Raw genomic sequence first — 20,912 nt, 5'->3', positions numbered from 1 at the left:
CGGTGGACACCCTCCTCCAGATCCCCGCGCTCGGCGACGCCGAGGAGCTGACCTGCGACGTCCTCGTCATCGGTGGCGGTACCGCCGGCACCATGGCGGCCCTGACCGCCGCCGAGCGCGGCGCGGACGTCCTGCTCCTGGAGAAGGCCCATGTCCGCCACTCCGGGGCCCTCGCGATGGGCATGGACGGCGTCAACAACGCGGTCATCCCCGGCCGCGCGGAGCCCGACGACTACGTCGCCGAGATCACCCGCGCCAACGACGGCATCGTCGACCAGTCCACCGTCCGCCAGACCGCCACCCGCGGCTTCGCCATGGTGCAGCGCCTGGAGTCGTACGGCGTGAAGTTCGAGAAGGACGAGCACGGCGACTACGCGGTCCGCCAGGTCCACCGTTCCGGCTCCTATGTGCTGCCCATGCCGGAGGGCAAGGACGTCAAGAAGGTGCTGTACCGGCAGCTGCGGCGGCGCGAGATGCGGGAGCGGATCCGCATCGAGAACCGGGTGATGCCGGTGCGTGTGCTGACCTCGCCCGAGGACGGGCGCGCCATCGGGGCGGTCGGCTTCAACACCCGCACGGGACAGTTCGTCACCGTCCGCGCGGGCGGGGTCGTCCTCGCGACCGGCGCCTGCGGCCGCCTCGGCCTGCCCGCCTCCGGCTACCTGTACGGCACGTACGAGAACCCGACCAACGCGGGCGACGGCTACGCCATGGCCTACCACGCGGGCGCGGAGCTGACCGGCATCGAGTGCTTCCAGATCAACCCGCTGATCAAGGACTACAACGGTCCCGCCTGCGCCTATGTCGCCAACCCCTTCGGTGGCTACCAGGTCAACCGGCACGGCGAACGCTTCGTCGACTCCGACTACTGGTCGGGCCAGATGATGGCCGAGTTCGCGGCGGAGGTCGCCAGCGACCGGGGCCCGGTGTACCTGAAGCTGAGCCACCTCCCCGAGGAGTCGATCTCGGCCCTGGAGTCGATCCTGCACTCCACCGAGCGTCCGACCCGGGGCACCTTCCACTCCGGACGCGGTCACGACTACCGCACGCACGACATCGAGATGCACATCTCGGAAATCGGCCTGTGCGGCGGTCATTCGGCCTCGGGCGTACGGGTGGACGAGCACGCCCGCACGACCGTCCCCCGCCTGTACGCCGCCGGCGACCTGGCCTGCGTCCCGCACAACTACATGATCGGCGCGTTCGTCTTCGGCGACCTGGCCGGCTCGGACGCGGCCCGGTACAAGGCGTACGACGGTGAGCTTCCCGCCGACCAGCTGCGTGAGGCGCACGAGCTGATCTACCGCCCGTTGCGCAACCCGGAGGGCCCGCCGCAGCCCCAGGTCGAGTACAAGCTGCGCCGTTTCGTGAACGACTACGTGGCCCCGCCGAAGTCGGGCGCGCGGCTGTCGCTGGCCCTGGAGTCCTTCGAGCGGATGCGCGACGACATCGCCGAGATGGGTGCCCGCACCCCGCACGAGCTGATGCGGTGCGCCGAGGTCTCCTTCATCCGTGACTGCGCGGAGATGGCCGCGCGCGCCTCCCTGGCTCGTACCGAGTCCCGCTGGGGCCTCTACCACGACCGCCTCGACCACCCTCGCCGTGACGACGCCTCCTGGTTCCATCACCTTGATCTGCACAAGTCCCCCTCTGGTGCGATGGAGTTCACGGCCCGGCCCGTGGCTCCGTATCTGGTTCCGGTCGACGAGTTCACCCCCGTCGGCGGCCCGTCCCGGCCACTCGGCGAAGTCCACCCCGAGGACGTGGCCACGGCCGGTTCACGGGACGTGGCGCCCCTCGCCACCGGGGCCGAGGCGGCAGCCCCGCAGGTCACGGACGGCTCGGCGCTTCCGGCGCCCGAACCCGCCCTCGATCAGTCCTCCCCTCAGTCGTCCGTTCGCCTCCTCGAACTCGTCGCCCTCGCCGAGGACGAGCCCGAACTCGACTCCCTGCTGCCCTACTTGGCCGACCCGGTGGCCGCTGTCCGGCGCGAGGCCGTCGCCGTCCTCACCGAGACCGTGCCGTCGGGCACCGGTCCGGCCCTCGCCGAGGCGCTGCGCGACCCCTCCGCGGAGGTGCGTGCCGCCGCGGCGGCCTCGCTGCGCGAACTCGTCGAGACCCTGCCGGCGGAACCGGCCCTGCGCGACGGCCTCGCCGCCGCCCTGGCCGAGCCCGACCCCGTCGTCCGCGCCGCGGCCCTGGATGTGCTGCGTGCCCTGCGCCTCGGTGACGCCGCCCTGTTCGCGGACTCTCTCACCGACGCCGACATCGCCGTCCGTATCGAGGCCGTCCGCGCCCTGGTCTCCGTCGACGCCGCCGAGGAACTGGCCCGCGCGGCGACCGCCGACCCGTCCCGCGAGGTCCGCGTCACGATCGCCAAGTCCCTGGCCACGGTGGCGGCCGGACGCCTGAGCGACACCTCACCGGCCGACGCCGACTCCGGCGACGGCCCCGGCGACGGCCCCGGCTCCGGCGTCAGCACCGGCTCCGATGCGGGTATCGCCGTCGAGCGCGACGCCGTCCACGCGGCCCTCGTCGGGCTCGTCGACGACCCCGACGCCCTGGTGCGTGCCGCTGCCTACGGGGCGTTGGGCACCACCGGCTGCCCGGTGCCACTCGCCGCGCGGGCCGTGAGTGCCCTGGCCGACCCCGCCTGGCAGGTCCGCGCCGGTGCCGCCACCGCGCTGTCGGTGGCCCACCCGGATACGGCCCTCCCCGTCCTCGCCAAGACCCTGGCCGACCCGAATGCCGACGTCCGCAAGGCCGCCGTCCTCGCCCTGACCCGGCACCGTGCCTCGGAAGCCGCCCGCGCGGCCCTCGCCACGGCGACGACGGACTCCGACGCGGACGTCAGGGCGTATGCGACGCGCGCTCTATGACCAGCTCATTCACCGCTTCCGCCCCTCGCCGCCTTCCGGGCCCCCGCGCCCGATCCCCAGTCCCCCGGTTCCCCGTCCCCTACATCCAGTCCTCGGGCTCCGGCTCCGCGTCCATCTCGGGCCAGTAGTCCGAGGCACCCGGATCCGTTTCGGCGCCCCGAGCGGTGCCAGGAGCCGGGCTCTCAGCAGGCCCCGGAGCTGCGGTGCCCGGTGTCCCGCCCAGTGAGGCCAGCACCGCGAGCACGCCCTCCCCGTACGTCACCAGCTTCTTCTCGCCGACCCCGCTGATGCCGCCGAGCTGCTGCACCGAGGTCGGCCAGGCCGTGGCGATCTCCCGGAGCGTGGCGTCGTGGAAGATGACGTACGCCGGGACGCCCTGCTCACGGGCCTGCTCGGCACGCCAGGCACGCAGGGCCTCAAAGGCCGGCAGCAGTTCCTCGGGCAGCTCGGCCGCGGCGGCCTTGGGCTTGCTCCTGCCGGAGGAGGAAGAGCCCGACGCCTTCGATGTCGCCGGCTTCTTCGGCTCCTTGCGCAGCGGCACGTCCCGTTCGCGGCGGAGCACCGACCCGCTGGCCTCCGTCAGTACCAGCGTGCCGTACTCGCCCTCGACCGCGAGCAGCCCCTGCGCCAGCAACTGCCGCACGACGCCGCGCCATTCGCCCTCGGAGAGGTCCTCACCGATGCCGAAAACGGACAGCTGGTCATGGTCGAACTGGATCACCTTGGCCGAGCGCTTGCCCGTCAGGATGTCGATGATCTGCACCGCGCCGAACTTCTGCCCGCGCTCCCGCTGGAGCCGCACCACCGTCGACAGCACCTTCTGGGCCGCGACGGTGCCGTCCCAGGTCTCCGGTGGTGTGAGGCAGGTGTCGCAGTTGCCGCAGCCCGCCGGCTCGGGTTCCTGGCCGAAGTAGGCGAGGAGCTGGCCGCGGCGGCACCGGGCGGTCTCGCACAGCCCCAGCATCGAGTCCAGGTGGGCGGCGGCCCGCCGACGGAAGGCTTCGTCACCGTCACCGGACTGGATCAGCTTGCGCTGCTGTATGACGTCGTTCAGGCCGTACGCCATCCATGCGGTGGAGGGCAGTCCGTCGCGACCGCCACGCCCGGTCTCCTGGTAGTAGCCCTCGATCGACTTGGGCAGGTCGAGGTGGGCGACGAACCGTACGTCCGGCTTGTCGATGCCCATGCCGAAGGCGATGGTCGCGCACACGACCAGGCCGTCCTCCCGCAGGAACCGGGACTGGTGCGCCGCGCGCGTGCCCGCGTCCAGACCCGCGTGGTAGGGCACCGCCTCGACGCCGTTGCGGGAGAGGAACTCGGCTGTCTTCTCGACGGAGTTGCGTGAGAGGCAATACACGATGCCGGCGTCGCCCGCGTGCTCCTCGCGCAGGAAGCTCAGCAGCTGCTTCTTGGGGTCGGCCTTCGGCACGATCCGGTACTGGATGTTGGGCCGGTCGAAGCTCGCCACGAAGTGCCGGGCCGACGGCATGTTCAGCCGCTGGGTGATCTCCTCGTGCGTCGCGCGGGTGGCCGTCGCCGTGAGCGCGAGCCGCGGGACGTCCGGCCAGCGCTCGCCGAGCAGCGAGAGGGACAGGTAGTCGGGGCGGAAGTCGTGACCCCACTGGGAGACACAGTGCGCCTCGTCGATCGCGAAGACCGCGATCTTGCCGCGGGAGAGGAGGTTCAGGGTGGAGTCCAGGCGCAGTCGCTCCGGCGCCAGATACAGCAGGTCCAGCTCGCCGGCGAGAAACTCGGCCTCGACCACACGCCGCTCGTCGAAGTCCTGCGTGGAGTTCATGAACCCGGCGTTCACGCCGAGTGCCCGCAGCGCGTCCACCTGGTCCTGCATCAACGCGATCAGTGGCGAGACGACGATGCCCGTACCGGGCCTGACCAGGGCAGGGATCTGGTAGCACAGTGACTTGCCGCCGCCGGTCGGCATGAGGACGACCGCGTCCCCGCCGGCCACCACGTGCTCGATGACCGCTTCCTGCTCGCCGCGGAAGGCGTCGTATCCGAAGACCCGGTGCAGCGTGGCCAGCGCCTCGCTCTCGGTCCGCTCCGGTGTCCCGGTGATCGCTGTCATCGCGCTGATCCCACCCGTCCCGCCCATCGTCTGGTCCCCCGTACGTCGTCCCTCGACCACTGCCTCCACGATAGGGGTCCGGACTGACAGCGCCGGAGTTATCCACAGGCTCGTTCCGGTGACTCCGGGTGACGGGCGTGGAAAAGCCCCCGGACTCGATCACCCGTACGACGCCGACGGGCCCGGCCCCCGCCTGGGGAACCGGGCCCGTCGTGCAGGCACACGCAGGTCAACGCGGCTCGGCGGAGCCGCTCAGCGCACGAACACTCCCGCCTGGTTCGCCAGGTCAAGGAAGTACTGCGGCGCCACGCCGAGCACCAGCGTGACCGCCACGCCCACCGCGATCGCCGTCATCGTCAGCGGTGACGGGACGGCGACGGTCGGGCCCTCGGGCCGCGGCTCGCTGAAGAACATCAGCACGATCACGCGGATGTAGAAGAACGCCGCGATCGCCGACGAGATCACACCGACCACGACCAGTGGGGCCGCGCCGCCCTCCGCCGCCGCCTTGAACACGGCGAACTTACCGGCGAACCCGGAGGTCAGCGGGATACCGGCGAAGGCCAGCAGGAACACCGCGAACACGGCCGCCACCAGGGGGGACCTGCGCCCGAGCCCGGCCCACTTGGACAGGTGGGTCGCCTCGCCACCGGCGTCGCGCACGAGGGTGACCACGGCGAACGCGCCGATCGTCACGAACGAGTACGCGGCCAGGTAGAAGAGAACCGACGAGACGCCGTCCGGGGTGGTCGCGATGACACCCGCAAGGATGAATCCGGCGTGCGCGATGGACGAGTACGCCAGCAGCCGCTTGATGTCCGTCTGCGTGATCGCGACGATCGCGCCGCCCAGCATGGTGACGATCGCGACGCCCCACATGACCGGCCGCCAGTCCCAGCGCAGGCCGGGCAGGACGACATAGAGGAGGCGCAGCAGCGCGCCGAAGGCGGCCACCTTGGTCGCCGCGGCCATGAAACCGGTGACCGGGGTCGGCGCGCCCTGGTAGACGTCGGGCGTCCACATGTGGAACGGCACCGCGCCCACCTTGAACAGCAGCCCCATGACGATCATCGCGGCGCCGACGAGAAGCAGCGCGTCGTTGCCCATGGTGTCGGCGAGCGCCGGGTTCACGTTCTGGACGGTGCCGTCGACGACCTGCGCGATCGTGCCGTACGACACCGAGCCCGCGTACCCGTACAGCAGTGCGATGCCGAAGAGGGTGAACGCGGAGGCGAACGCGCCGAGGAGGAAGTACTTGACCGCGGCCTCCTGCGACATGAGCCGCTTACGGCGGGCCAGTGCGCACAGGAGGTACAGCGGCAGCGAGAAGACTTCCAGGGCGATGAACAGGGTCAGCAGGTCGTTGGCCGACGGGAAGACCAGCATGCCGGCGACCGCGAACAGCAGCAGCGGGAAGACCTCGGTCGTCGTGAACCCGGCCTTGACCGCGGCCTGTTCACTGTCACTGCCGGGCACGGAGGCCGCCTGGGCGGCGAACGAGTCGACCCGGTTGCCGTGCACCTCGGGGTCGAGGCGCCGTTCGGCGAAGGTGAACAGGCCGACCAGGGAGGCCAGCAGGATCGTGCCCTGGAGGAAGAGGGCCGGTCCGTCGACCGCGATCGCGCCCATGGCCGCGATGCGTGCCTTCGTGGTGCCGTATCCGCCCTCCGCCAGCGCGACCACCGCGGCGAAGGCGGCGGCCAGCGCCACGACGGATACGAACAACTGTGCGTAGTAGCGGTGCTTGCGCGGCACGAACGCCTCGACCAGCACTCCGATGATCGCCGCACCCACGACGATCAAGGTGGGCGACAATTGCCCGTACTCGATCTTCGGCGAGTCGATCTTCGAGATCGGTTCGGCCGCGGTTGCCGCCGTTGTCCACAGGCTGTGGACGGCTGATGCGCTCACTTGGCCGCCTCCACCTCGGGCTGGGGGTCCTTCTTGTGTACGTCGGACAAGGTCTGCTTGACCGCCGGATTCACGATGTCCGTGACGGGCTTCGGGTAGACGCCCAGGAAGATCAACAGCACGATCAGCGGGGCGACGACCACGAGCTCACGCGCGCGCAGGTCGGGCATCGCCGCGACCTCGGGCTTCACCGGACCCGTCATCGTCCGCTGGTAGAGGACGAGGGTGTAGAGCGCGGCAAGAACGATGCCGAAGGTGGCGATGATGCCGATCGCCGGGTAGCGCGCGAACGTGCCGACCAGGACCAGGAACTCACTCACGAAGGGCGCGAGTCCCGGCAGCGAGAGCGTCGCCAGACCGCCGATCAGGAAAGTGCCGGCGAGCACCGGGGCGACCTTCTGCACCCCGCCGTAGTCGGCGATGAGCCGCGAGCCGCGCCGGGAGATCAGGAAGCCCGCCACCAGCATCAGGGCGGCCGTCGAGATGCCGTGGTTGACCATGTAGAGCGTCGCGCCGGACTGGCCCTGGCTGGTCATCGCGAAGATGCCCAGGATGATGAAGCCGAAGTGCGAGATCGACGCGTACGCCACCAGCCGCTTGATGTCCCGCTGGCCCACGGCGAGCAGTGCCCCGTAGATGATGCTGATCACCGCGAGGACGAGGATGGCGGGCGTCGCCCACTTGCTCGCCTCCGGGAACAGCTGGAGGCAGAACCGGAGCATCGCGAAGGTGCCCACCTTGTCGACGACCGCCGTGATGAGCACGGCGACCGGGGTGGTCGCCTCACCCATGGCGTTGGGCAGCCAGGTGTGCAGCGGCCACAGGGGCGCCTTCACGGCGAAGGCGAAGAAGAAGCCCAGGAACAGCCAGCGTTCGGTGTTCGTCGCCATGTCGAGCGTTCCGTTGGCGCGGGCCTCGGCGATCTCCGTGAGCGAGAAGTTCCCGGCGACCACATAGAGGCCGATCACCGCGGCCAGCATGATCAGACCGCCGACCAGGTTGTACAGGAGGAACTTCACGGCCGCGTACGACCGTTGCGTGGACGCCGCCTCCTCACCGTGCTCGTGGGCACGGTCCCCGAAGCCGCCGATGAGGAAGTACATCGGGATCAGCATGGCTTCGAAGAAGATGTAGAAGAGGAAGACGTCGGTCGCCTCGAAGGAGATGATCACCATCGCCTCGACGGCCAGGATCAGGGCGAAGAAGCCCTGCGTCGGCCGCCAGCGCCCCGCAGCGAAGCTGCTGAGAGATGCGTCGCCCGTCTCCAGCGGGTCGGCGTCGTGCCAGCCCGCGAGGATGATGAACGGGATCAGCAGCGCGGTCAGCGCGACGAGCGCGACGCCGATGCCGTCCACGCCCAGCTCGTACCTGACCCCGAAGTCCTGGATCCAGGAGTGGGATTCGGTGAGCTGGTAGCGGCCGCCGTCCGGGTCGAAGCGGACCAGGACGACGATCGCCAGGGCGAGTGTCGCGAGGGAGAACACCAGGGCCAGCGATTTGGCGGCGTTGCGCCGGGCGGCCGGTACGGCGGCCGTGACGACCGCCCCGATCGCCGGGAGCGCCGCCGTCGCTGTCAGCAGAGGAAAGGACATCGGTATCAGACCGCCCTCATCAGCAGGGTCGCGGCGATGAGGACCGCCGCACCGCCGAACATCGAGACCGCGTACGACCGCGCGAAGCCGTTCTGGAGCCGGCGCAGCCGCCCGGAGAGGCCGCCGACCGAGGCCGCCGTGCCGTTGACGACGCCGTCGACCAGGGTGTGGTCGACGTAGACCAGGGAGCGCGTGAGGTGCTCGCCGCCGCGGACCAGGACGACGTGGTTGAAGTCGTCCTGGAGGAGGTCACGCCGGGCGGCCCGGGTGAGCAGCGACCCGCGCGGGGCGACGACCGGGACGGGGCGGCGGCCGTACTGGGCGTAGGCGATCGCCACACCGATGACGAGCACCACCATGGTGGCGAGGGTGACCGTCAGGGCGCTGACCGGGGAGTCGCCGTGGCTGTGGCCCGTGACAGGCTCCAGCCAGTGCAGGAAGCGGTCACCGATGCTCAAGAACCCACCGGCGAAGACCGATCCGAACGCCAGCACGATCATCGGGATCGTCATGGACTTCGGGGACTCGTGCGGGTGCGGCTCGTGGCCGTCCGCGTCGGGCTGCCAGCGCTTCTCGCCGAAGAACGTCATCAGCATCACGCGCGTCATGTAGTACGCGGTGATGGCCGCGCCGAGCAGGGCACACCCGCCGAGGATCCAGCCCTCGGTGCCGCCCTTGGCGAACGCCGCCTCGATGATCTTGTCCTTGGAGAAGAAGCCGGACAGACCCGGGAAGCCGATGATGGCGAGGTAGCCGAGTCCGAAGGTGACGAAGGTGATCGGCATGTAGGAGCGCAGGCCGCCGTACTTGCGCATGTCGACCTCGTCGTTCATGCCGTGCATGACCGAGCCCGCGCCGAGGAACAGCCCGGCCTTGAAGAAGCCGTGCGTCACCAGGTGCATGATCGCGAAGACGTAGCCGATGGGGCCGAGGCCCGCGGCCAGCACCATGTAGCCGATCTGCGACATGGTCGAGCCGGCCAACGCCTTCTTGATGTCGTCCTTCGCGCAACCGACGATCGCACCGAACAGCAGCGTGACGGCACCGACGACGGTGACGACGAGTTGTGCGTCGGGTGCGCCGTTGAAGATGGCCGCCGAGCGGACGATCAGGTACACGCCCGCCGTCACCATCGTCGCCGCGTGGATGAGGGCCGAGACCGGGGTCGGGCCCTCCATCGCGTCCCCGAGCCAGGACTGGAGCGGCACCTGGGCGGACTTGCCGCAGGCGGCGAGCAGCAGCATCAGGGCGATGGCGGTCAGCTTGCCCTCGCTCGCGTCACCCGCGATGCCGGGCTCGCCCTCCGCCCCGAGCAGCGGGCCGAAGGCGAAGGTCCCGAAGGTGGTGAACATCAGCATGATGGCGATCGACAGGCCGATGTCTCCGACGCGGTTGACCAGGAAGGCCTTCTTCGCGGCGGTGGCGGCGCTGGGCTTGTGCTGCCAGAAGCCGATGAGCAGGTAGGACGCGAGCCCGACGCCCTCCCAGCCGACGTACAGCAGCAGGTAGTTGTCGGCGAGGACGAGCAGCAGCATCGCCGCCAGGAACAGGTTCAGATAGCCGAAGAAGCGGCGGCGCCGCTCGTCGTGCTCCATGTACCCGACCGAGTACAGGTGGATCAGCGAACCGACGCCCGTGATCAGCAGCACGAACGTCATCGACAGCTGGTCGAGGCGGAAGGCGACGTCCGCCTGGAAGCCCTCGACCGGGATCCAGCTGAACAGGTGCTGCGTCAGCGTCCGGTCCTCGGCGTCCTTGCTCAGCAGGTCGCTGAAGAGGATGACGCCGAACACGAAGGAGACGGACGACAGGAGCGTGCCGATCCAGTGGCCGACGGCGTCGAGCCGGCGGCCGCCGACCAGAAGGACGGCCGCTCCGAGCAGGGGCGCCGCGATCAGCAGCGCAATCAGGTTCTCCACGATTCTTCCGACCCCTTACAGCTTCATCAGGCTGGCGTCGTCGACCGAGGCCGAGTGGCGGGAACGGAACAGCGACACGATGATCGCGAGTCCGACCACGACCTCCGCGGCGGCGACGACCATCGTGAAGAAGGCGATGATCTGGCCGTCGAGATTGCCGTGCATCCGGGAGAAGGTGACGAACGCGAGGTTGCAGGCGTTGAGCATGAGCTCGATGCACATGAAGACGACGATCGCGTTGCGCCTGATCAGCACGCCCGTCGCACCGATCGTGAACAACAGGGCCGCGAGGTAGAGGTAGTTGACCGGGTTCACTTCGATGCCTCCTCGGTCCGCTTCAGGTGTGGCGGCTCGATCGCGGACCGCCCCAGGCGCTCCTCGGCGTGCTGCTCCAGAGCCTTGAGGTCGTTCAGCGCCTCGGTGGACACGTCCCGGACCTGACCGCGCTCACGCAGCGTCTTGCTGACCGTGAGCTCCGACGGGGTGCCGTCGGGCAGCAGACCCTGGATGTCCACGGCGTTGTGCCGCGCGTACACGCCCGGCGCGGGCAGCGGCGGCACGTGCTTGCCCTCACGGACACGCTGTTCGGCCAGCTCCCGCTGGGTCTTGGCCCGCTCGGTGCGCTCGCGGTGGGTGAGCACCATGGCGCCGACGGTGGCCGTGATGAGCAGGGCGCCGGTGATTTCGAAGGCGAAGACGTACTTGGTGAAGATGAGGGTGGCGAGGCCCTCCACGTTGCCGTTCGCGTTCGCCTCGGCGAGACCGTTGAACTCCGTCAGGGAGGCGTTGCCGATGCCGGCGATCAGCAGGATGCCGAAGCCGAGGCCGCTGACGAGGGCCAGCCAGCGCTGGCCCTTGATGGTCTCCTTCAGGGAGTCCGCCGCGGTGACGCCGACGAGCATCACCACGAACAGGAACAGCATCATGATCGCGCCGGTGTAGACGACGATCTGCACGATGCCCAGGAAGTAGGCGCCGTTGGCGAGGTAGAACACCGCCAGGACGATCATGGTGCCGGCGAGGCAGAGCGCGCTGTGCACGGCCCTCTTCATGAAGACGGTGCACAGGGCGCCGATCACCGCGACGGTGCCGAGCACCCAGAACTGGAAGGCCTCGCCGGTCGAGGTGGAGTAGGCGGCGAGTTGCGCGCTCATCGGCCGACCACCTTCCGTGACGTCGGCTCGTCCGTGCCGGACGTGGTGGCGGCCTCCTGCGGGTCCTCGCCCTTGGAGACGGCCGGCTGCTGTTCCGTGCCGGGCGCCGCCTCCGTCACCAGACCCCGGTAGTAGTCCTGCTCGTCCGTACCCGGGTAGATCGCGTGGGGCGAGTCGACCATGCCCTCTTCGAGGCCGGCGAGCAGTTGTTCCTTGGTGTAGATCAGGTTGGCGCGGCTGGAGTCGGCGAGCTCGAACTCGTTGGTCATCGTCAACGCGCGCGTGGGGCATGCCTCGATGCACAGGCCGCACAGGATGCAGCGGGCGTAGTTGATCTGATACACCCGCCCGTACCGCTCGCCCGGGGAGTAGCGCTCCTCGTCGGTGTTGTCCGCGCCCTCGACGTAGATGGCGTCGGCGGGGCAGGCCCAGGCGCACAGCTCGCAGCCGACGCACTTCTCCAGGCCGTCCGGATGGCGGTTGAGCTGGTGCCGTCCGTGGAACCGGGGAGCTGTGGTCTTCTGCTGCTCCGGGTACTGCTCGGTCAGCCGCTTCTTGAACATGGCCTTGAAGGTCACGGCGAAGCCGGCCACGGGGTTCTGGAAACCGGGCTTGGTCTCCTTGGGCTCCTCAGCCATCGGACGCCTCCTTTCCATCCAGCGATCCGTCACTCACAGTGTCCACTCCGCCACTGACAATGAGCTCTCGCTCCTGGTGCGGGCGGCGCCGAGGCACCGGCGGCAACTCCTGTCCCGGCAGTGGCGGTACGGGGAATCCGCCCGCCATCGGGTCGAAGTCGGCCGGCTCGGCGGGGGCCTGTGCTTCCTTGCCTGCGTTGCGGAACATGTCCGCGATGAAGGACAGCAGCAACAGGACCAGGACGCCGCCGCAGACGTAGAGAGCGATCTGGGCGAAGTCGTAGTTCTCGTTGCGCAGGGTCCGTACGGTCGCGACGAGCATCAGCCACGTCACCGAGACCGGGATCAGGACCTTCCAGCCGAGCTTCATCAACTGGTCGTAGCGGACGCGGGGCAGCGTGCCGCGCAGCCAGATGAAGAGGAACAGCAGCAGCTGCACCTTGGCGATGAACCAGAGCATCGGCCACCAGCCGTGGTTCGCGCCCTCCCAGAAGGTGCTGATCGGCCAGGGAGCCCGCCAGCCGCCGAGGAAGAGCGTGGTCGACACGGCGGAGACCGTGATCATGTTCGCGTACTCGGCGAGCATGAAGATCGCGAACTTGATCGACGAGTACTCGGTGTTGAAGCCGCCGACCAGGTCGCCCTCGGACTCCGGCATGTCGAAGGGGGCGCGGTTGGTCTCGCCGACCATCGTGACGATGTAGAGGATGAAGGAGACCGGCAACAGGAGGATGTACCAGCGGTCCTGCTGCTGCTCGACGATCGTCGACGTCGACATCGACCCCGAGTAGAGGAACACCGAGGCGAACGAGGCGCCCATGGCGATCTCGTAGGAGATCATCTGTGCGCAGGACCGCAGTCCGCCCAGCAGCGGATAGGTGGAGCCGGAACTCCAGCCCGCCAGCACGATGCCGTAGATGCCGATCGAGGCGCACGCGAGGATGTAGAGCATCGCGATCGGCAGGTCGGTCAGCTGCATCGTGGTGCGCTGGCCGAAGATCGAGACCTCGTTGCCGGCCGGGCCGAAGGGGATCACCGCGATCGCCATGAAGGCCGGGATGGCCGCGATGATCGGCGCGAGGATGTACACCACCTTGTCCGCGCGCTTGACGATGAGGTCTTCCTTCAGCATCAGCTTGATGCCGTCGGCGAGCGACTGGAGCATGCCCCAGGGGCCGTGCCGGTTGGGGCCGACGCGCAGCTGCATCCAGGCGACGACTTTCCGCTCCCAGACGATGGCGAACAGCACGGACAGCAGCAGGAAGGCGAAGCAGAAGACCGCCTTGACGACGACCAGCCACCAGGGGTCGCGGCCGAACATCGAGAGGTCTTCAGCGGCGAAGTACGGGCTCATCCCTCCACCTCCTTGGGGGCGTCGGCGATGAGCGTCGCCGGGCCGATGCGGACAAGGGCGCCGGGCGTCGCCCCGGAGTCGGAGGCGACGCCTCCGCCCGTGGAGTTCAGCGGGAGCCAGACCACCCGATCGGGCATCTGCGTGATCAGCAGCGGGAGTTCGACCGCCCCGGCGGGCCCGGTCACGGCGAGGACGTCGCCGTCCTTGACGCCCACCTCGGCGGCCGTGGCGGGCGACACACGCGCGTGTGCGGCGTGCCGTGTCCCGGCGAGCGCCTCGTCACCCTGCTGGAGGACACCCTGGTCGAGCAGCAGGCGGTGCCCGGCGAGAACGGCCTCCCCCGCGGCGGGACGCGGCAGCTGGGCGGCGGTCTCCAGGGACTCGGAGGCCCGCGGCCCGTCCCATGCGCCGAGCCGGTCGAGCTCCGCGCGCGCGGTGCGCAGGTCCGGCAGGCCGAGGTGGACGTCCATGGCGTCGGCGAGCATCTGGAGCACGCGCGCGTCGGCGGGCGCCGGGCGGCGTGTCATCTGGTCGGGCTTCAGTGCCGCCTCGAAGGAACGGACCCGGCCCTCCCAGTTGAGGAAGGCGCCGGCCTTCTCGGCGACCGCGGCCACCGGGAGGACGACATCGGCGTGCTCGGTGACCTCACCGGGCCGCAGCTCCAGCGACACGACGAAGCCGGCCTCGGCAAGCGCCGCACGCGCGCGTGCCGGGTCGGGCAGGTCCGCGACCTCGACGCCCGCGACGAGCAGCGCCTGAAGTTCGCCGGACGCGGCGGCCTCGACGATCTGGCCGGTGTCCCGGCCGTAGCGGTGCGGAAGTTCGGCCAGACCCCAGGCCGCGGCGACCTCCTCACGCGCGCGTGGGTCGGTGGCCGGACGACCGCCCGGCAGCAGCGACGGCAGCGCGCCCGCCTCGATCGCGCCCCGCTCGCCCGCCCGGCGTGGAATCCACACCAGTCGGGCGCCGGTCGCCGCGGCGGCCCGCACGGCGGCGGTGAGACCGCCGGCCACACCGGCCAGCCGCTCGCCGACGACGATCACCGCGCCTTCGGCCCGCAGCGCCTCGGCGGCCTTGCCGCCCGCGTCCTCCAGGCCGACGCCGCCGGCGAGCGCGTCCAGCCACTCGGTCTCGGTACCCGGGGCGGCCGACAGCAGCGTGCCGCCCGCCTTCTCCAGGCCCCGGGTGACGTGCGTGGCCAGCGAGAAGACCCGCTGTCCGTGCTTGCGCCAGGCCTTGCGCAGCCTCAGGAAGACGCCGGGCGCCTCCTCCTCCGACTCGAACCCGACCAGCAGGACGGCGGGCGCCTTCTCCAGGAAGGTGTACGTGACGCCCGTACCGTCGAGGTCACGGCCGCGACCGGCGATGTGGGCGGCCAGGAAGTCGGCCTCCTCGCTGCTGTGCACGCGCGCGCGGAAGTCGATGTCGTTGGTGCCGAGCGCCACGCGCGTGAACTTGCTGTACGCGTAGGCGTCCTCGATCGTGAGGCGGCCGCCGGTCAGGACACCGGTTCTGCCACGCGACGCCAGCAGGCCCTGAGCCGCGATCTGCAACGCCTCCGGCCAGGAAGCCGGTACGAGGTCCCCCTCGGCGTCGCGCACCAGAGGCGTCTCGAGCCGGTCCCGCTGCTGGGGGTACCGGAACGCGAACCGCCCCTTGTCGCAGATCCACTCCTCGTTGACCTCGGGGTCGTTGGCGGCCAGGCGCCGCATGACCTTGCCGCGCCGGTGGTCGGTGCGCGTGGCGCAGCCGCCGGAGCAGTGCTCGCAGACCGACGGCGAGGAGACCAGGTCGAAGGGCCGGGAGCGGAATCGGTACGCCGCCGAGGTCAGCGCGCCGACCGGGCAGATCTGGATGGTGTTGCCGGAGAAGTACGACTCGAAGGGGTCGCCCTCACCGGTCCCCACCTGCTGGAGCGCGCCCCGCTCGATCAGCTCGATCATCGGGTCGCCCGCCACCTGGTTGGAGAACCGGGTGCAGCGCGCGCACAGCACGCACCGCTCACGGTCGAGCAGCACCTGCGTGGAGATCGGCAGGGGCTTCTCGTACGTCCGTTTCCTGCCCTCGAAGCGGGACTCGGCCTGGCCGTGCGACACGGCCTGGTTCTGGAGGGGGCACTCGCCGCCCTTGTCGCAGACCGGGCAGTCCAGCGGGTGGTTGATGAGGAGCAGCTCCATCACACCGTGCTGCGCCTTCTCGGCGACCGGTGAGCTGAGCTGGGTCTTCACCACCATGCCGTCCGTACACGTGATCGTGCAGGACGCCATCGGCTTGCGCTGGCCCTCGACCTCGACGATGCACTGCCGGCACGCGCCGACCGGGTCGAGGAGGGGATGGTCGCAGAAGCGCGGGATCTCGATGCCGAGTTGCTCGGCGGCCCGGATGACCAGGGTGCCCTTGGGCACGCTGATCTCGGCGCCGTCGATCGTCAGCGTCACGAGATCTTCCGGCGGGACCGCCGCCTCGCCGCCTCCGGAGGGAGCGCTGGTGGTCACCGTCATGCGTTCACCTCCGTGTGCTTGTCCGCCCAGACCGTCGACTTGGCCGGGTCGAAGGGGCAGCCGCGGCCCGTGATGTGCTGCTCGTACTCCTCGCGGAAGTACTTGAGCGAGGAGAAGATCGGCGAGGCCGCGCCGTCGCCGAGGGCGCAGAAGGACTTGCCGTTGATGTTGTCGGCGATGTCGTTGAGCTTGTCGAGGTCGGAGAGGACTCCCTTGCCGGCCTCGATGTCCCGCAGCAACTGCACGAGCCAGTACGTTCCTTCACGGCACGGGGTGCACTTGCCGCAGGACTCGTGGGCGTAGAACTCGGTCCACCGGGTGACGGCCCGCACGACGCAGGTCGTCTCGTCGAAGCACTGGAGAGCTTTGGTGCCGAGCATGGAACCCGCGGCACCCACTCCTTCGTAGTCAAGAGGGACGTCGAGGTGCTCCTCGGTGAACATCGGCGTCGAGGAGCCGCCCGGTGTCCAGAACTTGAGCCGGTGCCCGGGTCGCATGCCGCCGCTCATCTCGAGGAGCTGGCGGAGGGTGATGCCGAGCGGGGCCTCGTACTGGCCGGGACCGGCGACATGGCCGCTGAGCGAGTAGAGCGTGAAGCCCGGGGACTTCTCGCTTCCCATCGACCTGAACCATTCTTTGCCGTTTTGCAGAATCGCGGGAACTGACGCGATCGATTCGACGTTATTCACCACAGTCGGGCACGCATAGAGGCCCGCGACAGCAGGGAAAGGAGGGCGCAGCCGCGGTTGACCACGGCGGCCTTCGAGCGAGTCGAGCAGCGCGGTCTCCTCACCGCAGATGTACGCGCCGGCGCCGGCGTGCACGGTGAGTTCGAGGTCGAGTCCGCTGCCCAGGATGTTCTCGCCGAGGTAGCCCGCCGCGTAGGCCTCGCGCACGGCCTCGTGCAACCGCCGCAGAACAGGGACGACTTCACCACGCAGATAGATGAAGGCATGAGACGACCTGATGGCATAACACGCGATCACAATGCCCTCGATGAGGCTATGCGGGTTCGCGAAGAGGAGCGGGATGTCCTTGCAGGTCCCGGGCTCCGATTCGTCGGCGTTGACAACTAGATAGTGCGGCTTTCCATCACCTTGGGGAATGAACTGCCATTTCATTCCCGTCGGGAATCCCGCGCCGCCCCGCCCTCGCAGACCGGAGTCCTTGACATACGCGATCAGGTCGTCCGGCGACATGGCGAGTGCCTTGCGGAGTCCCTCGTACCCTTCGTGCCTTCGGTAGACGTCCAGACTCCAGGACCGGTCCTCGTCCCAGAAGGCCGACAGCACGGGTGCGAGCAGCTTCTCCGGGCTACTGCCTTTCAACTCGGGTGCCAAGGTCATCACTCCCCCTCCTCGGCGGTAGGCCCTGCCGGGTGAGCTGGGTCGGAGGCCGACGTGTCCTGCGGCGCGTCGTGCGAACTCTGGTGCTCCGCGGGCGACGGCTCGTGCACCGCGCGGTCCTGCGGCTCGTCGTGCGGCCCGCCGTCCCGCGGGTGGACCACGCGCGCGGGTGCGGTCTCTCCCCTTGCCAGGCGAAGACCCACCAGCGACGCCGGTCCCGCACTGCCGCTCGCCTCGACGGCCCCGTCCCGCTCGTCGGGGAAGCCCGCCAGGATCCGGGCGGTCTCCTTGAAGGTGCACAGCGGCGCACCGCGCGTCGGCGAGACGGTGTGACCGATCCGCAGGTCGTCCACCAGGCGCTTCGCGCTCTGCACGGTCTGGTTGTCGAAGAACTCCCAGTTGACCATCACGACCGGCGCGAAGTCACAGGCCGCGTTGCACTCGATGTGCTCCAGGGTGATCTTGCCGTCGTCGGTGGTCTCGCCGTTGCCGATGCCCAGGTGCTCCTGGAGCTGTTCGAAGATCGCGTCGCCGCCCATCACCGCGCACAGCGTGTTGGTGCAGACGCCCACCTGGTAGTCGCCGCTGGGGCGGCGCCGGTACATGGTGTAGAAGGTGGCGACCGCGGTGACCTCGGCCGTGGTCAGTTTCAGCACGTCCGCGCAGAACTGCATCCCGGTGCGCGTGACGTGTCCCTCCTCCGACTGCACGAGATGCAGCAACGGCAGGAGCGCGGACCGGGAGTCGGGATAGCGGGCGATGATCTCGCGCGCATCCGCTTCCAGCCGGGCCCGGACGTCGTCCGGGTAGGCGGGCGCGGGCAGTTCGGGCATACCCAGGCTGACGCCCCGCTCGGAAGAAGAGGTGGTCACCGGTCGACGCCTCCCATTACGGGGTCGATGGAGGCGACGGCGACGATGACGTCGGCGACCTGGCCGCCCTCGCACATCGCTGCCATGGCCTGAAGGTTGGTGAAGGACGGGTCCCGGAAGTGGACCCGGTAGGGCCGGGTGCCTCCGTCGGAAACGGCGTGCACCCCGAGTTCGCCCTTGGGTGACTCGACGGCCGCGTACGCCTGTCCCGGCGGGACGCGGAAGCCCTCGGTCACCAGCTTGAAGTGGTGGATCAGGGCCTCCATGGAGGTGCCCATGATCTTCTTGATGTGGTCCAGGGAGTTGCCGAGACCGTCGGGGCCCAGGGCGAGCTGGGCGGGCCAGGCGATCTTCCGGTCGGCGACCATGACGGGGCCGGGCTGTAGCCGGTCCAGGCACTGCTCGACGATCCGGAGCGACTGGCGCATCTCCTCCAGGCGGACCAGGAAGCGGCCGTAGGAGTCGCAGGAGTCGGCGGTCGGGACATCGAAGTCGTATGTCTCGTAGTCGCAGTACGGCTGTGCCTTGCGCAGGTCGTGCGGGAGGCCGGTGGACCGCAGGATCGGGCCGGTGGCGCCGAGGGCCATGCAGCCGGCCAGGTCGAGATACCCGACGTCCTGCATACGGGCCTTGAAGATGGGGTTCCCGGTGGCGAGCTTGTCGTACTCGGGGAGGTTCTTCTTCATCTTCTTCACGAACTCGCGGATCTGGTCCACCGCGCCGGGCGGCAGGTCCTGGGCGAGTCCGCCGGGGCGGATGTACGCGTGGTTCATCCGCAGGCCCGTGATGAGCTCGTAGATGTCGAGAATCATTTCACGATCACGGAATCCGTAGATCATGATCGTGGTGGCGCCGAGTTCCATGCCGCCGGTGGCGATGCACACCAGGTGGGAGGACAGCCGGTTCAGCTCCATCAGGAGCACCCGGATGATCTTGGCTCGCTCGGTGATCTGGTCCTCGATACCGAGCAGCTTCTCGACGGCGAGACAGTAGGCGGTCTCGTTGAAGAAGGACGTCAGGTAGTCCATGCGCGTCACGAACGTGGTGCCCTGCGTCCACGTGCGGTACTCGAGGTTCTTCTCGATGCCGGTGTGGAGGTAGCCGATGCCGCAGCGGGCCTCGGTGACCGTCTCGCCCTCGATCTCCAGGATCAGGCGGAGCACCCCGTGGGTCGAGGGGTGCTGGGGACCCATGTTGACGATGATGCGCTCGTCGTCGGCGCGGGTCGCGGACTGGACGACCTCGTCCCAGTCGCCACCGGTGACCGTATATACAGTGCCCTCGGTGGTCTCACGGGCGGATGCTGACTGCGTGCTCATGAGTACGACCTCCGCTGGTCCGGAGCCGGGATCTGGGCGCCCTTGTATTCGACGGGGATGCCGCCGAGGGGGTAGTCCTTGCGCTGCGGATGGCCCTGCCAGTCGTCCGGCATCATGATCCGCGTCAGGGCCGGGTGACCGTCGAAGACGATCCCGAAGAAGTCGTAGGTCTCGCGTTCGTGCCAGTCGTTCGTGGGATACACGGAGACCAGGGACGGGATGTGCGGGTCGGCGTCCGGGGCGCTGACCTCCAGGCGGATCAACCGGTTGTGGGTGATCGAGCGCAGGTGGTAGACGGCGTGCAGCTCACGCCCCTTGTCGTTCGGGTAGTGCACGGCGCTGACGCCGGTACAGAGCTCGAAGCGCAGGGCCGGGTCGTCGCGCAGGGTGCGGGCCACACGGAGCAGGTGCTCGCGCTCGATGTGGAACGTGAGCTCGTCGCGGTCGACGATCGTCTTCTCGATCGCGTTGGCGGGGAGCAGCCCCTGCTCCTCGAGTGCGCCCTCGAGTTCGTCGGCGACCTCGTCGAACCAGCCGCCGTAGGGCCGGCTGGCCGCTCCCGGGAGCCGGACGGAGCGGACCAGGCCGCCGTAGCCGGAGGTGTCGCCGCCGTTGTTGGCTCCGAACATGCCGCGCTGGACGCGGACCTCCTCGCCGCCCTGGCCGCGCTGACCGGGGAGGTTGGAGGCGGAGAGGTCCTTCTCGGGGTTCACTCCGTCCGCCCCGTTCGACCCGCTCACCCCGTCCGCGGGGCCGTTCGCGCCTTGGGTGCCGTTCGCGTCGCTCACCGCAGCAGCCCCTTCATCTCGATCATGGGCAGGGCCTTGAGCGCCGCTTCTTCCGCCTCGCGGGCCGCCTCCTCGGCGTTCACACCGAGCTTGGTGTTCTGGATCTTGTGGTGGAGCTTGAGGATCGCGTCCATCAGCATCTCGGGGCGCGGCGGGCAGCCCGGGAGGTAGATGTCGACGGGCACGATGTGGTCGACGCCCTGGACGATCGCGTAGTTGTTGAACATGCCGCCGGAGGAGGCGCACACGCCCATGGAGATGACCCACTTGGGGTTCGGCATCTGGTCGTAGACCTGCCGGAGCACCGGCGCCATCTTCTGGCTCACCCGGCCGGCGACGATCATGAGGTCCGCCTGGCGGGGCGAACCCCGGAAGACCTCCATACCGAAGCGCGCCAGGTCGTAGCGGCCGGCGCCGGTGGTCATCATCTCGATGGCACAGCAGGCGAGGCCGAACGTGGCGGGGAAGACGGACGCCTTGCGCACCCAGCCCGCGGCCTGCTCGACGGTGGTCAGCAGGAATCCGCTCGGCAGCTTTTCTTCGAGTCCCATGG

At 69.4% G+C, this 20,912-nt stretch carries 15 protein-coding genes; 1 reads left to right on the top strand and 14 read right to left on the bottom strand.

Annotated elements, in window-relative coordinates:
- Positions 1 to 2: 2 nt before the first annotated feature.
- Positions 3 to 2,879 carry a fumarate reductase/succinate dehydrogenase flavoprotein subunit gene (locus G9272_RS26365; protein WP_216377830.1) on the top strand — a complete coding sequence of 959 codons (2,877 nt, stop codon included), beginning with the start codon at positions 3 to 5 and terminating at the stop codon, positions 2,877 to 2,879.
- A 79-nt stretch (positions 2,880 to 2,958) separates the two neighbouring features.
- Here G9272_RS26365 and recQ read toward each other — a convergent pair whose 3' ends face one another.
- From recQ to G9272_RS26295, 14 genes are all read right to left on the bottom strand, one after another.
- Entirely contained in the window at positions 2,959 to 4,992 is a 2,034-nt protein-coding gene (gene recQ / locus G9272_RS26360; RefSeq protein ID WP_171402182.1) for a DNA helicase RecQ, read from the bottom strand.
- Between the two features lie 225 nt (positions 4,993 to 5,217).
- On the bottom strand, positions 5,218 to 6,876 hold the full coding sequence (gene nuoN, locus G9272_RS26355) for an NADH-quinone oxidoreductase subunit NuoN (protein ID WP_171398846.1): 1,659 nt from the start codon (positions 6,874 to 6,876) through the stop codon (positions 5,218 to 5,220).
- Positions 6,873 to 8,468, bottom strand: coding sequence for an NADH-quinone oxidoreductase subunit M (locus G9272_RS26350; protein WP_171398845.1), 1,596 nt, complete (start codon positions 8,466 to 8,468; stop codon positions 6,873 to 6,875). The genes nuoN and G9272_RS26350 overlap by 4 nt, the downstream gene beginning before the upstream one ends.
- Positions 8,469 to 8,473: 5 nt before the next feature.
- The gene (nuoL, locus tag G9272_RS26345; protein WP_171398844.1) at positions 8,474 to 10,387 is read right to left on the bottom strand and encodes an NADH-quinone oxidoreductase subunit L; all 1,914 of its coding nucleotides are present in this window, start codon (positions 10,385 to 10,387) and stop codon (positions 8,474 to 8,476) included.
- Between the two features lie 15 nt (positions 10,388 to 10,402).
- Positions 10,403 to 10,702, bottom strand: coding sequence for an NADH-quinone oxidoreductase subunit NuoK (nuoK, locus tag G9272_RS26340; protein ID WP_020130147.1), 300 nt, complete (start codon positions 10,700 to 10,702; stop codon positions 10,403 to 10,405).
- Entirely contained in the window at positions 10,699 to 11,541 is an 843-nt protein-coding gene (locus G9272_RS26335) for an NADH-quinone oxidoreductase subunit J (RefSeq protein WP_171398843.1), read from the bottom strand. Before G9272_RS26335 ends, nuoK begins: the two co-directional genes overlap by 4 nt.
- Positions 11,538 to 12,179, bottom strand: a complete 642-nt coding sequence (nuoI, locus tag G9272_RS26330) for an NADH-quinone oxidoreductase subunit NuoI (protein ID WP_171398842.1) — start codon at positions 12,177 to 12,179, stop codon at positions 11,538 to 11,540. Before nuoI ends, G9272_RS26335 begins: the two co-directional genes overlap by 4 nt.
- Positions 12,172 to 13,533 carry an NADH-quinone oxidoreductase subunit NuoH gene (gene nuoH / locus G9272_RS26325; protein WP_171398841.1) on the bottom strand — a complete coding sequence of 454 codons (1,362 nt, stop codon included), beginning with the start codon at positions 13,531 to 13,533 and terminating at the stop codon, positions 12,172 to 12,174. Before nuoH ends, nuoI begins: the two co-directional genes overlap by 8 nt.
- Positions 13,530 to 16,034, bottom strand: a complete 2,505-nt coding sequence (locus G9272_RS26320) for an NADH-quinone oxidoreductase subunit G (protein WP_171398840.1) — start codon at positions 16,032 to 16,034, stop codon at positions 13,530 to 13,532. The genes nuoH and G9272_RS26320 overlap by 4 nt, the downstream gene beginning before the upstream one ends.
- On the bottom strand, positions 16,031 to 17,383 hold the full coding sequence (gene nuoF, locus G9272_RS26315) for an NADH-quinone oxidoreductase subunit NuoF (protein WP_171398839.1): 1,353 nt from the start codon (positions 17,381 to 17,383) through the stop codon (positions 16,031 to 16,033). Before nuoF ends, G9272_RS26320 begins: the two co-directional genes overlap by 4 nt.
- Positions 17,380 to 18,252 carry an NADH-quinone oxidoreductase subunit NuoE gene (gene nuoE, locus G9272_RS26310; RefSeq protein WP_171398838.1) on the bottom strand — a complete coding sequence of 291 codons (873 nt, stop codon included), beginning with the start codon at positions 18,250 to 18,252 and terminating at the stop codon, positions 17,380 to 17,382. Before nuoE ends, nuoF begins: the two co-directional genes overlap by 4 nt.
- Positions 18,249 to 19,571 carry an NADH-quinone oxidoreductase subunit D gene (locus tag G9272_RS26305; protein ID WP_171398837.1) on the bottom strand — a complete coding sequence of 441 codons (1,323 nt, stop codon included), beginning with the start codon at positions 19,569 to 19,571 and terminating at the stop codon, positions 18,249 to 18,251. The genes nuoE and G9272_RS26305 overlap by 4 nt, the downstream gene beginning before the upstream one ends.
- Positions 19,568 to 20,359, bottom strand: a complete 792-nt coding sequence (locus G9272_RS26300) for an NADH-quinone oxidoreductase subunit C (protein ID WP_253267948.1) — start codon at positions 20,357 to 20,359, stop codon at positions 19,568 to 19,570. Before G9272_RS26300 ends, G9272_RS26305 begins: the two co-directional genes overlap by 4 nt.
- Positions 20,356 to 20,910, bottom strand: a complete 555-nt coding sequence (locus G9272_RS26295; protein WP_062640096.1) for a NuoB/complex I 20 kDa subunit family protein — start codon at positions 20,908 to 20,910, stop codon at positions 20,356 to 20,358. The genes G9272_RS26300 and G9272_RS26295 overlap by 4 nt, the downstream gene beginning before the upstream one ends.
- Positions 20,911 to 20,912: the final 2 nt, after the last annotated feature.

It is taken from the genome of Streptomyces asoensis, from assembly GCF_013085465.1.
GTDB lineage: Bacteria > Actinomycetota > Actinomycetes > Streptomycetales > Streptomycetaceae > Streptomyces > Streptomyces cacaoi_A.
The sequence above is the reverse complement of the archived record's forward strand: the minus strand, read 5'-3'. Positions and strand labels throughout refer to the sequence as shown.